This window comes from Streptomyces sp. BBFR102 (assembly GCF_051397025.1).
Classification (GTDB): domain Bacteria; phylum Actinomycetota; class Actinomycetes; order Streptomycetales; family Streptomycetaceae; genus Streptomyces.
Window position 1 is genome coordinate 2229072 of the sequence record NZ_CP195757.1, and the last position, 13961, is coordinate 2243032.

The following is a 13961-nucleotide window of genomic DNA, read 5'->3' on the forward strand; positions in this document are numbered from 1 at the left end:
CCGTACCGGGGCCGTCAGCCGTAGACGCGTTCCAGGACCCGGGCCACTCCGTCCTCCTCGTTGCTGCTGGTGATCTCGTCGGCGACGGCGAGGAGTTCGGTGTGCGAGTTGGCCATGGCCACGCCGTGGGCGGCCCACTGGAGCATCGGCACGTCGTTCGGCATGTCGCCGAAGGCGAGGGTGTCGGCCGGGCCGAGGCCGAGCAGGTCGGCGGCGCGGGCCAGGCCAGTGGCCTTGGTGACGCCGAGCGGCTGGAGCTCGACGGTGCCCGGGCCGGCCATCGTGACCGTGGCCAGGCCGTCCACCACCGAGCGGGCGGTGGCGGTCAGCTGGTCGTCGGTCAGCTCCGGGTGGCGGACCAGGACCTTGGCGATCGGGCGCTCCCACAGGGCGTCGCGGTGCGGGACCCGGCGGGCGGGCAGCGTCGGGTGGGCCATGCGGTAGCCGGGCTCGATCAGGGTGTGCCCGTCGGCGCCGTCCTGGTCGACGGCGGCGAAGAGCGCGCCCGTCTCCGCCTCGATCTTGCCGAGTGCGATGGCGGCGGTCTCCCGGTCCAGGGTCAGGGCGCTCAGCATCAGGCCGCTCGCCGCGTCGTACACCTGGGCGCCCTGGCCGCAGACCGCGATCCCCTCGTACCCCAGCTCCTCCAGCAGCCCCCGCACCCCCGGCACGGGCCGTCCCGTCACCACGATGTGCCGGGCCCCGGCACCGCGCGCCAGCTCCAGCGCGGCGCGCGTACGGGCGGAGACCCGGTCCCCCGCCCGCAGCAGCGTCCCGTCCAGGTCGGTGGCGACCAGCCCGTACGTCCGCCGCCCGCCCGGCGGACGCCGCCGCTCGTGCGCCGGCGCCCGCCGGGCCACGGAGTCCGCGCCCGGCGGGCCCGGCTGCGCGAGCACCGGCGGGGGGTCCGCCTGCGGCGGGCGTGCCGGAGGTGGGGGTGGCGCCTCGGCGGGCGCGGGGGACGGCTGTGCGGAGGGGAGGGCCATGATCCCCACGATACGGAGATACGCCCCTGGCATGCGCCACCCCGGCATGCCTGGATTTCCCTGGCGGGGCGGGGGGTTGGGGGCCCGCTGTGCGGACTGGGATGCCAGGGGCGTGACGGGGGGTGCGGTCACCCCGTTCGGGGGGAGCGGCCCGGGGCGCGGGGCAGGCCCCGGAGTCGCCCGTGGCCGTGAACGGCCGGGAGGGGGCCGTTCGGGTGGCGAGGGCGGGGGCCGCGTTGTCTGCTGGAGGTATGAGTGACCCGATGGAGACCTGGACCGACCGGCTGCGCGACACCGCACCGGGAATCGAGGAGGACCGGGCGCGGTCCTTCGTGCACGACCTGTACACCGCCGCGCAGAACGATCTCGGCGAGGAGGAGGCCGAGGCCGACTACGAACGCGAGGAGTAGCCCGTCCCACCGCCCACCCTGCCGCTTCCCACCGGGCCGGTTCCGGCCCGGCCGCGACCGAGGGCGTCCCCGTACGGGCTGCGGGCCCAGCGGCCCCATGGCCCTCCGGCCGGGCGAGTCGCCAAGCCGGGTCGACGGCCTCTGTCCCGCGCCGCCCGGCCCCCTCCCCCGGGCGGGGGCGGCGCACGTAACGTGTGGCCCGGCCCACGGCCCCACCCCCCTCACCGGGGGGGGGTCGGCGCCCGCGGGCTCACCGACCGATCGCACGGAAAGCGAGGCCGCACCCAGATGCCCGAGCCCACCCCGCTCCCGCTCGCCCTCCCCGAAGGCCACCCCTTCGGTCCGCACAACCTTCCGTACGGGGTCTTCTCGCCCGGCGAGGCGCCCCGCCGCGTCGGCGTCCGCCTCGGCGAACACGTCCTGGACGCCGGTGCCCTCGCCGCGGAACTGGGCTCCCCGCACACCGCCCTGCTGACCGGCCCGACGCTGAACCCCCTGCTGGCCGCGGGCCGCCCGGTCTGGTCCGAGGTGCGTACCGCGCTGACGGCCTGGGTCACCGACCCCGCCCACCACGCGGCCGTGGAACGCCACGCCCACCCCCTCGCCGAGGTCTCCCTGCACCTGCCCTTCGAGGTCGGCGACTACGTCGACTTCTACGCCAGCGAGCACCACGCCTCCAACGTCGGCCGCATCTTCCGCCCCGACTCCCCCACCCCGCTCACCCCCAACTGGAAGCACCTGCCCATCGGTTACCACGGCCGCTCCGGCACCGTGGTGGTCTCCGGCACGGACGTGGTGCGGCCCAGCGGCCAGCGGAAGGCGCCCGCCGACCCGGCGCCGGTGTTCGGGCCCTCGGTGAAGCTGGACATCGAGGCGGAGGTCGGCTTCGTCGTCGGCGTCGGCTCCGAGCAGGGGCGGGCGGTGCCGCTGGAGGCGTACCGGGACCACGTCTTCGGCCTCTGCCTGCTCAACGACTGGTCGGCCCGGGACATCCAGGCGTGGGAGTACGTGCCGCTCGGCCCGTTCCTGGGCAAGTCCTTCGCCACCTCGGTGTCGGCCTGGGTGACGCCGCTGGAGGCGCTGGAGACGGCGCGGGTCCTGCCGCCCGCCCGTGACGAGGCCCTGCTGCCGTACCTGGACGACTCCTCGTCCGAGCCCGGCGGGTACGACCTGCGGATCAGCGTGGAGATCAACGGGGAGACGGTCTCCGAGCCGCCGTTCACCACGATGTACTGGACGGCCGCGCAGATGCTGGCGCAGACCACGGTGAACGGGGCGTCGCTGCGCACCGGCGACCTCTACGGCTCCGGGACCGTCAGCGGGGCCGCGGAGGGGCAGCGGGGGTCGCTGCTGGAGCTGACCTGGAACGGGGAGCGGCCCTTGGAGCTTGGCTCCGGCAAGCGGGGCTTCCTGGAGGACGGGGATGAGGTGGTGCTGCGGGCTTGGGCGCCCGGGGCTCAGGGAGTGCCTGTGGGGCTGGGCGAGGTGCGGGGCACTGTCGTACCCCGCACCTGATCGTTCGGCTTGCGCCGGGCCGGGCCGGATTCGGCTCGGCCCGGTCGCCCGGGACGTTCACGGTGGCCGCAAGCGCCGACCGGGCTGGATCTGGCCGGGCTTCGCAGCCCGAGCGCGCGTTCAGATGGCCTCAAACGCCGGCCGGGCTGAGTTTGGGCCCGCCTCGTACGCGCGGCCGGGCTGGGATGTGGCTGGGCTCCGCAGCCCGGCCGCGCGTACAGGATGGCCTCAAGCGTCGGCCGGGCTGTCCGGGGCCTCGCCGATCCCCTGTTCCGCCAGGGTCTCCAGTACCCCCGGGCCGTAGTTCTGGAGCTTCTTGTCGCCGACGCCGCCGATCTGGCCGAGGGCGTCGAGGGTGGTGGGGCGGGCGGCGGTGATCTCGCGGAGGGTGGCGTCGTGGAAGATCACGTAGGCCGGGACGCCCTGTTCCCTGGCCTGGGCGGCGCGCCAGGCGCGGAGGGCCTCGAAGACCGGGAGGGACTCCTCGGGGAGGTCGATGACGGTCTTGCTCCGCCTGCCGCCCGCGCCGGAGGACGAGCCCGACCTGCCCGAGCGCGCGGTCGGCGCCTTCTTGGGCTCCTTGCGGAAGTGGACCTCGCGGCGGCCCCCCAGCACCTCGCCCGCCTCGTCGGTGAGGACCAGCGTGCCGTACTCCCCCTCGACGGCCAGCACCCCCTGGGCCAGCAGCTGCCGGACGGCCCCGCGCCACTCCCCCTCGGTCAGCTCCTGGCCGACGCCGAAGACGGAGAGCTGGTCGTGGTCGAACTGGATGACCTTGGCCGTCTTGCGGCCCATCAGGATGTCGATGATCTGGCCGGCGCCGAACTTCTGGTTCCGCTCGCGCTTGAGGCGCACCACGGTGGAGAGGGCCTTCTGCGCGGCGACCGTGCCGTCCCAGGTCTCCGGCGGGGTGAGGCAGGTGTCGCAGTTGCCGCAGTTCTCGCCGGTGGGCTCCTGGCCGAAGTAGCGCAGCAGCTGGGCGCGGCGGCACTGGGCGGTCTCGCAGAGGGCGAGCATCGCGTCCAGGTGCGACTGGGCGCGGCGCCGGTGCGCCTCGTCGCCCTCGCCGGACTGGATGAGCTTGCGCTGCTGCACGACGTCCTGGAGGCCGTATGCCATCCAGGCCGTGGAGGGGCGGCCGTCACGGCCGGCGCGGCCGGTCTCCTGGTAGTACCCCTCGACGGACTTCGGCAGGTCGAGGTGGGCGACGAAGCGGACGTCGGGCTTGTCGATGCCCATGCCGAAGGCGATCGTGGCGACGACGACCAGGCCGTCCTCGCGCAGGAACCGGGACTGGTTGGTGGCGCGGGTCCGCGCGTCGAGCCCGGCGTGGTAAGGCACGGCCTCGACGCCGTGGTCGCGGAGGAAGTCGGCGGTGCGCTCGACGGAGTTGCGCGAGAGGCAGTAGACGATGCCGGCGTCGCCCGGGTGCTCCTCCTTGAGGAAGGTGAGGAGCTGCTTCTTCGGGTCGTTCTTGGGGACGATCCGGTACTGGATGTTGGGCCGGTCGAAGCTGGCGACGAAGTGCTTGGCGTCGGGGAGGGAGAGCCGGCGGGTGATCTCCTGGTGGGTGGCGTCGGTGGCGGTGGCGGTGAGGGCGACCCGCGGGACGTCCGGCCAGCGCTCGCCGAGGACGGAGAGCGTGAGGTAGTCGGGGCGGAAGTCGTGGCCCCACTGGGCGACGCAGTGCGCCTCGTCGATGGCGAAGAGCGAGATCCTGCCGCGGGAGAGCAGGTCCAGGGTGGCGTCGACGCGCAGCCGCTCGGGGGCGAGGTAGAGCAGGTCCAGCTCGCCGGAGAGGAACTCGGCCTCGGTGAGGCGGCGCTCCTCGAAGTCCTGGGTGGAGTTGATGAACCCGGCGCGGACCCCGGCCGCGCGCAGGGCGTCCACCTGGTCCTGCATGAGGGCGATGAGCGGGGAGACGACGACACCGGTACCCGGGCGCACCATGGCCGGGATCTGGTAGCAGAGGGACTTGCCGCCGCCGGTGGGCATGAGGACGACGGCGTCCCCGCCGCCGACCAGGTGGTCGATGACGGCCTCCTGGTCCCCGCGGAACGCGTCGTACCCGAAGACGGAGCGCAGGGTGGCGAGCGCGTCCCGGCGGTCGTGGACCGGGGCCTCGCCGCGCTCCTCGGGGAAGGCGCCGGACAGCTCCTCGCGGAGGCCGTCCTCGGGGAACTCCTCGTCCGGGAAGGAGGCGTCGCCGAACGGGTCCTCCTGCGGGGGCTCGCCGTCGAAGAGGTCGTCGGGGAAGCCCTCCGGCCCCTCGTGCGCGGGTGTCCCGCTGTCCGTGCTGCCGCTCGCCATGCCGCTCGTTCCGTTCATCGCTCCGTGCCCCGTGCCCCTCGCTCGCGTGCCCGTCCGCTCCCTGCGGTGCCCTGGGCCACGTGTGGTCCCTGAGACTGCCTCCAGCGTAGGGGGCCGGAGGGTCAGCCCGGGAAGTTGTCCACAGGTCGCTCGGTCACACCGGCGGTGAGCTGCGCAAACGCGGGCGGGCGGGGAGGGTGACGGAGTTGTCCACAATCGGGTCGGCGCCCTCGGGCGAGGCCGGTACGCGCGGACACCGCCGCCCGGCGCCCTCCGGGGAGGGGCGCCGGGCGGCGGGGTGGTGCGGGGGCCGGTGGCCGGACGGTCAGCGGACGAAGACGCTCGCCTGGCCCGCCAGGTCCAGGAAGTACTGGGGGGCGACCCCCAGTACCACCGTGACCACGACGCCCACGCCGATCACGCTCATGGTCAGCGGCGAGGGCACGGTGACGGTCGGACCGTCGGCGCGCGGCTCGCTGAAGAACATCAGGACGATCACCCGGACGTAGAAGAACGCGGCGACGGCGGAGGAGAGGACACCGATGATCACCAGGGCCCCGGCGCCGCCCTCGGCCGCCGCCGAGAAGACCGCGAACTTCCCCGAGAAGCCGCTGGTCAGCGGAATCCCGGCGAAGGCCAGGAGGAAGACCGCGAAGACCGCGGCGACCAGCGGGGAGCGCCGGCCGAGCCCCGCCCACTTGGAGAGGTGGGTGGCCTCTCCCCCGGCGTCCCGCACCAGGGTGACGACGGCGAAGGCGCCGATGGTCACGAAGGAGTAGGCGGCGAGGTAGAAGAGGACGGAGGAGACGCCGGCCGGACTGGCGGCGATCACACCGGCGAGGAGGAAGCCCGCGTGCGCCACCGAGGAGTACGCGAGGAGCCGCTTCACGTCGGTCTGGGTGACGGCGACGATCGCGCCGACCACCATGGTGGCGATGGCGACGCCCCACATCACCGGCCGCCAGTCCCAGCGCATGCCGGGCAGCACCACGTAGAGCAGGCGGAGCAGGGCGCCGAAGGCGGCGACCTTGGTGGCGGCGGCCATGAAGCCGGTGACCGGGGTGGGGGCGCCCTGGTAGACGTCGGGCGTCCACATGTGGAACGGCACGGCGCCGACCTTGAACAGCAGCCCCATCAGGACCAGGGCCATGCCGATGAGGAGCAGCGCGTCGTTGCCCATCGTCTCGGCGAGGACCGGGTCGTTGGTGATCAGCGTGCCGTCGACCACGTCGGCGATGGCAGCGTACGAGACGGAGCCCGCGTAGCCGTAGAGCAGGGCGATGCCGAAGAGGAGGAAGGCGGAGGAGAAGGCGCCGAGGAGGAAGTACTTGACCGCCGACTCCTGCGACATGAGCCGCCTGCGGCGGGCCAGGGCGCACATCAGGTAGAGCGGGAGGGAGAAGACCTCCAGCGCGATGAAGAGGGTCAGCAGGTCGTTGGCGGCCGGGAAGACGATCATGCCGCCGACCGCGAAGAGCATCAGCGGGAAGACCTCGGTGGTGGCGAACCCGGCCTTGACGGCGGCCTGTTCGGCCTCGCTGCCGGGGACGGCCCCGGCCTGCGCGACGAAGGAGTCCACCCGCTTGCCGTGCGCCCGGTCCAGGCGGCGCTCGGCGAAGGTGAAGGCGGCCAGGACCCCGGAGAGCAGGATGACGCCCTGGAGGAAGAGGGCGGGCCCGTCCACCGCGAGGGCGCCCATGGCGATACTGGTCTGCTTGGTGGTGGCGTACCCGCCGACCGCGAGGGCGACGACGGAGGCGAAGGCGGCGCCGAGCGCGGCCACGGTCAGCCAGAGCTGGATGTGGTAGCGGGCCCGGCGCGGGGCGAACGCCTCCACGACGACGCCGATGACGGCCGCCCCGATGACGATCATCACGGGGGCGAGCTGGGCGTACTCGATGGTCGGCGACGGGATCTTGGAGATCGGGTCGGCCGCCGCGCTTGTCCACAGGGTGTGGACGGCGTTTGCGTTCACTTGGCCGCCTCCACGTCGGGCTTCGGGTCCTTCTGCTGTACGTCGGAGAGGGTGTGGCCGACCGCCGGGTCGACCAGCTCCGTCAGCGGCTTCGGGTAGACGCCGAGGAAGAGCAGGAGCGCGATCAGCGGGCCGATCACGGCCAGTTCCCGCACCTTGAGGTCGGGCATCTTCGAGACGGACGGCTTGACCGGGCCGGTCATGGTGCGCTGGTAGAGCACCAGGGTGTAGAGCGCGCCCAGCACGATGCCGACGGTGGCGATGACGCCGATCACCGGATACCGGGCGAAGGTGCCGACCAGGACCAGGAACTCGCTGACGAACGGGGCGAGTCCGGGCAGCGAGAGCGTCGCCAGCGAGCCGACCAGGAAGGTCCCGGCGAGGACCGGGGCGACCTTCTGGACCCCGCCGTAGTCGGCGATGAGGCGCGAGCCGCGGCGCGAGATCAGGAAGCCCGCGACCAGCATCAGGGCCGCCGTCGACAGGCCGTGGTTGACCATGTAGAGGGTGGCGCCGGACTGGCCCTGGCTGGTCATGGCGAAGATGCCGAGGATGATGAAGCCGAAGTGCGAGATCGAGGCGTACGCCACCAGCCGCTTGATGTCGCGCTGGCCGACGGCGAGCAGCGCGCCGTAGAGGACCGAGACCAGGGCGAGGACCAGCACCACCGGCGTCGCCCACTTGCTGGCCTCGGGGAAGAGACCGAGGCAGAAGCGGAGCATCGCGAAGGTGCCGACCTTGTCGACCACGGCCGTGATGAGGACCGCGACGGGGGCGGTGGCCTCGCCCATGGCGTTGGGCAGCCAGGTGTGCAGCGGCCAGAGCGGCGCCTTGACCGCGAAGGCGAAGAAGAAGCCGAGGAAGAGCCACCGCTCGGTGGAGGTGGCCATATCCAGCGTGCCGTCCGCCCGGGCCTGGGCGATCTCGCTGAGCGAGAAGCTGCCCGCCACCGAGTAGAGCCCGATGACGGCGGCCAGCATGATCAGGCCGCCGGCCAGGTTGTAGAGGAGGAACTTGACCGCCGCGTACGACCGCTGGGTGGCGGCCTGCACCTCGTCGGTGCCGCTCGCCCGGTCCCCGAAGCCGCCGATGAGGAAGTACATCGGGATCAGCATGGCTTCGAAGAAGAGGTAGAAGAGGAAGACGTCGGTGGCCTCGAAGGAGAGGATCACCATCGCCTCGACCATGAGGATCAGCGCGAAGAAGCCCTGGGTGGGGCGCCACCGCCGGGAGCTGTTCTCCAGGCCGTCCGCGTCGTGCCAGCCCGCGAGGATGACGAACGGGATCAGCAGGGCGGTCAGCGCGATCAGCGCCACCCCGATGCCGTCGACGCCCAGTTCGTAGCGGACGCCGAAGGCGGGAATCCAGTCGTACGACTCGGTGAGCTGGTAGCGGGCGCCGCCCGGCTCGAAGCGGACCAGGACCGTCATCGCGAGGACGAAGGTGGCCAGGGAGAAGAGCAGCGCCACGGCCTTGGCCGCGCCCGAGCCCCGTGGTCCGTCGCCGCCGGGGCGGCTGCGGGCCGCCGGGACGGCGGCCGTCACGATCGCGCCGATCGCCGGGAGCGCGGCCGTCGCTGTCAGCAGGGGAAACGACATCGGTATCAGACCGCCCTCATCAGCAGGGTCGCGGCGATGAGCACCGCCGTACCCCCGAACATGGAGACCGCGTACGTACGGGCGTAACCCGTCTGGAGTCTGCGCAGCCGGCCGGAGAGGCCGCCGACCGAGGCGGCGGTGCCGTTGACCACGCCGTCGACCAGGGTGTGGTCGACGTAGACCAGGGAGCGGGTCAGGTGCTCGCCGCCGCGGACGAGGACGACGTGGTTGAAGTCGTCCTGGCCGAGGTCTCGGCGGGCCGCCCGGGTGAGCAGCGAACCGCGCGGCGCGACCACGGGAACCGGCTTGCGGCCGTACTGGAGCCAGGCCAGCCCGACGCCGATCAGCAGGACCACCACGGTGGCCGAGGTGACGACGGCGGCGCTGAGCGGCGAGTGGCCGTGCTCGAAGGCGGTGACCGGCTCCAGCCACTTGATGAAGGAATCACCGAGGCTGAAGAGTCCGCCCGCGAAGACCGAGCCGAAGGCGAGCACGATCATGGGGATCGTCATGGACTTCGGGGACTCGTGCGGGTGCGGCTCGTTGCCCGAGCCCGCGGCGGAGCCGCTGTCGGACCCTGTCGACTGCCACCGCTTCTCGCCGAAGAAGGTCATCAGCATCACGCGCGTCATGTAGTACGCGGTGAGGGCGGCGCCCAGCAGGGTGACCGCGCCGAGAATCCAGCCCTCGGCTCCGCCCTTGGCGAAGGCCGCCTCGATGATCTTGTCCTTGGACCAGAAGCCGGAGAGGCCGGGGAAGCCGATGATCGCCAGGTACCCGAGGCCGAAGGTGACGAAGGTGACCGGCATGTGCTTCCGCAGGCCGCCGTACTTCCTCATGTCGACCTCGTCGTTCATGCCGTGCATGACCGAGCCGGCACCGAGGAAGAGCCCGGCCTTGAAGAAGCCGTGCGTCACCAGGTGCATGATCGCGAAGACGTACCCGATCGGGCCGAGCCCGGCCGCGAGGACCATGTAGCCGATCTGCGACATGGTCGATCCGGCGAGCGCCTTCTTGATGTCGTCCTTGGCGCAACCGACGATCGCACCGAAGAGGAGCGTCACCGCGCCGACCACCACGACCGCCGTCTGGGCGTCGGGGGCGGCGTTGAAGATCGCGCCGGAGCGGGTGATGAGGTAGACGCCGGCGGTGACCATGGTGGCCGCGTGGATCAGGGCGGAGACCGGGGTCGGGCCCTCCATCGCGTCGCCCAGCCAGGACTGGAGCGGCACCTGGGCCGACTTGCCGCAGGCCGCCAGGAGCAGCATCAGGGCGATGGCGGTGAGCTTGCCCTCGCCGCTCTCGCCGGTGGAGGCGAGGACCGGGCCGAACGCGAAGGTGCCGAAGGTGGTGAACATCAGCATGATCGCGATGGAGAGGCCCACGTCGCCGACGCGGTTGACCAGGAACGCCTTCTTCGCCGCCGTCGCCGCGCTCGGCTTGTGCTGCCAGAACCCGATCAGCAGGTACGAGGCGACACCGACGCCCTCCCAGCCGACGTACAGCAGGAGGTAGTTGTCGGCGAGGACCAGCAGGAGCATCGCCGCGAGGAAGAGGTTCAGATAGGCGAAGAAGCGGCGGCGGGCTTCGTCGTGCTCCATGTAGCCGATGGAGTAGATGTGGATCAGAGTGCCGACGCCGGTGATCAGCAGGACGAAGGTCATCGACAGCTGGTCGAGCTGGAAGGCGATGTCGGCCTGGAAGCCGCCCACCGGAATCCAGCTGAACAGGTGCTGGTGCAGCGCGCGGTCGTCGCCCGCGCGGCCCAGCATGTCGGTGAACAGCACCACGGCGAGGCCGAACGAGGCGCCCGCCATCACGGTGCCGAGCAGGTGGCCGGCGCGGTCCAGGCGCCGACCGCCGAGGAGGAGCACGGCGGCTCCGAGCAGGGGCGCCGCGACGAGCAGCGCGATCAGGTTCTCCACGATTCAGCGACCCCTTACAGCTTCATCAGGCTGGCGTCGTCGACCGAGGCCGAATGGCGGGCACGGAACAGCGACACGATGATCGCGAGCCCGACCACGACCTCCGCGGCGGCGACGACCATCGTGAAGAACGCGAGGATCTGGCCGTCGAGGTTGCCGTGCATACGGGAGAAGGCGACGAGCGAAAGATTGCAGGCGTTGAGCATCAGCTCGACGGACATGAAGACGACGATGGCGTTCTTGCGGATCACCACGCCGGTGGCGCCGATGGTGAACAACAGCGCCGCGAGATAGAGGTAGTTGACGGGGCTCACTGGGCGTTCTCCTCCTCCCGGTCACGACCCAGACGCGTCGCGGAGCGCTGCTCCAGCGCCTTGAGGTCGTCGAGGGCCTCCTGGGAGACGTCCCGGATCTGGCCGCGCTCGCGCAGCGTCTGGTTGACGGTCAGCTCGGACGGGGTGCCGTCGGGGAGCAGGCCGGGGATGTCCACGGCGTTGTGCCGGGCGTAGACACCGGGGGCCGGCAGCGGCGGCACGTGGGTGTTCTCCCGGACGCGCTTCTCGGCCAGCTCGCGCTGGGTGGAGGCGCGCTCGGTGCGCTCGCGGTGGGTGAGCAGCATCGCGCCGACCGTGGCGGTGATGAGCAGGGCGCCGGTGATCTCGAAGGCGAAGACGTACTTGGTGAAGATCAGGGCGGCGAGGCCCTGGACGTTGCCTCCCGCGTTGGCGGCGGCCAGGCCGTTGAACTGGCTGATGCCCACCTGGCCGATCCCGGAGATCAGCAGGATGCCGAAGCCGAGGGCGGCGAAGGCGGCCAGCCAGCGCTGGCCCTTCAGGGTCTCCTTCAGCGAGTCGGCGGCCGTGACACCGACCAGCATGACCACGAAGAGGAAGAGCATCATGATCGCGCCGGTGTAGACGACGATCTGCACGATGCCGAGGAAGTACGCGCCGTTGGCCAGGTAGAAGACGGCCAGGACGATCATGGTGGCGGCAAGGCACAGCGCGCTGTGCACGGCCCGCTTCATCAGGACCGTCGACAGGGCGCCGAGGACGGCGACCGTGCCGAGAATCCAGAACTGGACGGCCTCACCGGTGGAGGTGACGGAGGCGGCGAGCAGGCTCATCCCTGTCCCCCCTGCCCGGACTTGGCGGCCGAGCCGGCCGAGGCGGCGGGCGAGGAGGCCGGGGCCGGGGCGGCCGGAGCGCCCTCGGCCGGGGCGACCGGCTCGCTGTCGACCACCGCGGGCTCGCCCTGGGAGAGGGCCGGCTGGCGGACCGTGCCGGGGGCGGCCTCGGTGACCAGGCCCCGGTAGTAGTCCTGCTCGTCGGTGCCGGGGAAGATCGCGTGCGGGGAGTCGACCATGCCCTCGGTCAGCCCGGCGAGGAGCTGGTCCTTGGTGTAGATCAGGTTCTCCCGCGTGGAGTCGGCCAGTTCGAACTCGTTGGTCATCGTGAGCGCCCGGGTGGGGCACGCCTCGATGCACAGGCCGCAGAGGATGCAGCGGGCGTAGTTGATCTGGTAGACGCGGCCGTACCGCTCGCCGGGCGAGTAGCGCTCCTCGTCGGTGTTGTCCGCACCCTCGACGTAGATGGCGTCGGCCGGGCAGGCCCAGGCGCACAGCTCGCAGCCGACGCACTTCTCCAGCCCGTCCGGGTGGCGGTTGAGCTGGTGACGGCCGTGGAAGCGGGGCGCCGTCGTCTTGGGCTGCTCCGGATACTGCTCGGTCAGCCGCTTCTTGAACATGGCCTTGAAGGTCACGCCGAAGCCCGCGACGGGGTTCTGGAACCCCTGGTCCGACTGATTGGCTCCCTCAGTCATCGGACGCCTCCTTTCCTTCCGTGTCACCACGGTCACTCACAGTGTCCGGCGCCCCACTGGCAACCAGCTCCCGCTCGCCGCGCGCGGGCCGCCTGGGCACCGGTGGCAGAGCCTGGCCGGGCAGCGGGGGCACCGGATAGCCCCCGGCCATCGGGTCGAACGCGGTGTCCTCCGCGCGCTGTTCAGCGCCGCGCTCCTGATCGCGGCGGTCGCGGTAGAAGTCGATGACGAAGGAGAGCAGCAACAGGAAGATCAGCCCGCCGAAGACGTACAGGGCGATGTCGGCGAACGGCATGTTCTCGTTCCGCAGCGTCCGCACGGTGGCGACCAGCATCAGCCAGACCACGGAGACCGGGATGAGCACCTTCCAGCCGAGCTTCATCAGCTGGTCGTAGCGGACCCGGGGCAGGGTGCCGCGCAGCCAGATGAAGAGGAAGAGCAGCAGTTGCAGCTTGAGGGTGAACCAGAGCATGGGCCACCAGCCCTGGTTGGCCCCTTCCCAGAAGGCGGTGACGGGGAAGGGGGCCCGCCAGCCGCCGAGGAAGAGCGTCACCGCCACCGCCGAGACGGTCACCATGTTGATGTACTCGGCGAGCATGAACATCGCGAACTTGATCGACGAGTACTCGGTGTTGAAGCCGCCGACCAGGTCGCCCTCGGACTCCGGCATGTCGAAGGGGGCGCGGTTGACCTCGCCGACCATCGTCACGATGTAGATGAGGAAGGAGACCGGCAGCAGCACGATGTACCAGCGGTCGGCCTGCGCCTCCACGATGGTCGAGGTCGACATCGAGCCGGAGTAGAGGAAGACCGAGGCGAAGGCGGCGCCCATGGCGATCTCGTACGAGATCATCTGGGCGCAGGAGCGCAGGCCGCCCAGGAGCGGGTAGGTCGAGCCGGAGGACCAGCCGGCCAGCACGATGCCGTAGATGCCGATCGAGGCGACCGCGAGGATGTAGAGGAGCGCGATCGGCAGGTCGGTCAGCTGCATCGTGGTGCGCTGGCCGAAGATCGAGACCTGGTTGTCGGCGGGGCCGAAGGGGATCACCGCGAACGCCATGAAGGCGGGGATGGCGGCGACGACCGGCGCCAGCACGTACACGACCTTGTCGGCACGCTTGACGATGACGTCTTCCTTCAGCATCAGCTTGGCGCCGTCGGCCAGCGACTGGAGCATGCCCCACGGCCCGGCCCGGTTGGGGCCGATGCGACGCTGCATCCAGGCGACGACCTTGCGTTCCCAGACGATCGCGAAGAGCACCGTCAGCAGCAGGAAGGCGAAGCAGAAGACGGCCTTGACCAGGACCAGCCACCACGGGTCGCGGCCGAACATCGAGAGGTCCTCGGCCGCCAGCAGGATCGGACTCACGCCGCCACCCCCCGGGCTCGGGCGCTCGCGCGGCGGGCGCGGTGGACGGGGG

Annotated in this window: 11 protein-coding genes; 2 read left to right on the forward strand and 9 right to left on the reverse strand. The window is 71.6% G+C overall.

Translation table 11 applies throughout. The features are described from left to right. Window positions 1–14 precede the first annotated feature (14 nt). Window positions 15–986 carry an HAD family hydrolase gene (locus tag ACSLIC_RS10085; RefSeq protein ID WP_436737342.1) on the reverse strand — a complete coding sequence of 324 codons (972 nt, stop codon included), beginning with the start codon at window positions 984–986 and terminating at the stop codon, window positions 15–17. A gap of 251 nt (window positions 987–1237) precedes the next feature. Here ACSLIC_RS10085 and ACSLIC_RS10090 point away from each other — a divergent pair, with 251 nt between their 5' ends. Together ACSLIC_RS10090 and fahA are read left to right on the forward strand one after the other, a co-directional pair. Beyond that, entirely contained in the window at window positions 1238–1396 is a 159-nt protein-coding gene (locus tag ACSLIC_RS10090) for a hypothetical protein (protein ID WP_436737343.1), read from the forward strand. Between the two features lie 288 nt (window positions 1397–1684). After that, complete coding sequence (gene fahA / locus ACSLIC_RS10095) at window positions 1685–2911, forward strand: fumarylacetoacetase (RefSeq protein WP_436737344.1); 1227 nt, start codon at window positions 1685–1687, stop codon at window positions 2909–2911. A gap of 228 nt (window positions 2912–3139) precedes the next feature. On the opposite strand, the gene recQ is transcribed toward fahA, so the two are convergent. From recQ to nuoH, 8 genes are all read right to left on the reverse strand, one after another. After that, complete coding sequence (gene recQ, locus ACSLIC_RS10100; RefSeq protein WP_436740326.1) at window positions 3140–5221, reverse strand: DNA helicase RecQ; 2082 nt, start codon at window positions 5219–5221, stop codon at window positions 3140–3142. A gap of 325 nt (window positions 5222–5546) precedes the next feature. Then, entirely contained in the window at window positions 5547–7196 is a 1650-nt protein-coding gene (gene nuoN, locus ACSLIC_RS10105; RefSeq protein ID WP_436737345.1) for an NADH-quinone oxidoreductase subunit NuoN, read from the reverse strand. After that, on the reverse strand, window positions 7193–8794 hold the full coding sequence (locus tag ACSLIC_RS10110) for an NADH-quinone oxidoreductase subunit M (protein ID WP_436737346.1): 1602 nt from the start codon (window positions 8792–8794) through the stop codon (window positions 7193–7195). The genes nuoN and ACSLIC_RS10110 overlap by 4 nt, the downstream gene beginning before the upstream one ends. A 5-nt stretch (window positions 8795–8799) precedes the next feature. Further along, on the reverse strand, window positions 8800–10719 hold the full coding sequence (gene nuoL / locus ACSLIC_RS10115) for an NADH-quinone oxidoreductase subunit L (RefSeq protein WP_436737347.1): 1920 nt from the start codon (window positions 10717–10719) through the stop codon (window positions 8800–8802). 14 nt (window positions 10720–10733) lie between these two features. Continuing rightward, window positions 10734–11033: an NADH-quinone oxidoreductase subunit NuoK gene (gene nuoK, locus ACSLIC_RS10120; protein WP_436737348.1), complete on the reverse strand. Its 300-nt coding sequence runs from the start codon at window positions 11031–11033 to the stop codon at window positions 10734–10736. Beyond that, window positions 11030–11845 (reverse strand): NADH-quinone oxidoreductase subunit J, encoded by an 816-nt coding sequence (locus ACSLIC_RS10125; RefSeq protein WP_436737349.1) that lies wholly within the window; start codon window positions 11843–11845, stop codon window positions 11030–11032. The genes nuoK and ACSLIC_RS10125 overlap by 4 nt, the downstream gene beginning before the upstream one ends. Then, window positions 11842–12540, reverse strand: coding sequence for an NADH-quinone oxidoreductase subunit NuoI (gene nuoI, locus ACSLIC_RS10130; protein ID WP_436737350.1), 699 nt, complete (start codon window positions 12538–12540; stop codon window positions 11842–11844). The genes ACSLIC_RS10125 and nuoI overlap by 4 nt, the downstream gene beginning before the upstream one ends. Continuing rightward, window positions 12533–13909 (reverse strand): NADH-quinone oxidoreductase subunit NuoH, encoded by a 1377-nt coding sequence (nuoH, locus tag ACSLIC_RS10135; protein WP_436737351.1) that lies wholly within the window; start codon window positions 13907–13909, stop codon window positions 12533–12535. The genes nuoI and nuoH overlap by 8 nt, the downstream gene beginning before the upstream one ends. Window positions 13910–13961 lie beyond the last annotated feature (52 nt).

Bases quoted from the DNA above. Each gene is read 5' to 3' on its own strand.
- fahA (WP_436737344.1), top strand. From the start codon at position 1,685: ATGCCCGAGCCCACCCCGCTCCCGCTCGCCCTCCCCGAAGGCCACCCC.
- ACSLIC_RS10110 (WP_436737346.1), bottom strand. From the start codon at position 8,794: ATGTCGTTTCCCCTGCTGACAGCGACGGCCGCGCTCCCGGCGATCGGC.
- ACSLIC_RS10085 (WP_436737342.1), bottom strand. From the start codon at position 986: ATGGCCCTCCCCTCCGCACAGCCGTCCCCCGCGCCCGCCGAGGCGCCA.
- ACSLIC_RS10125 (WP_436737349.1), bottom strand. From the start codon at position 11,845: ATGAGCCTGCTCGCCGCCTCCGTCACCTCCACCGGTGAGGCCGTCCAG.
- recQ (WP_436740326.1), bottom strand. From the start codon at position 5,221: ATGGCGAGCGGCAGCACGGACAGCGGGACACCCGCGCACGAGGGGCCG.
- ACSLIC_RS10090 (WP_436737343.1), top strand. From the start codon at position 1,238: ATGAGTGACCCGATGGAGACCTGGACCGACCGGCTGCGCGACACCGCA.
- nuoI (WP_436737350.1), bottom strand. From the start codon at position 12,540: ATGACTGAGGGAGCCAATCAGTCGGACCAGGGGTTCCAGAACCCCGTC.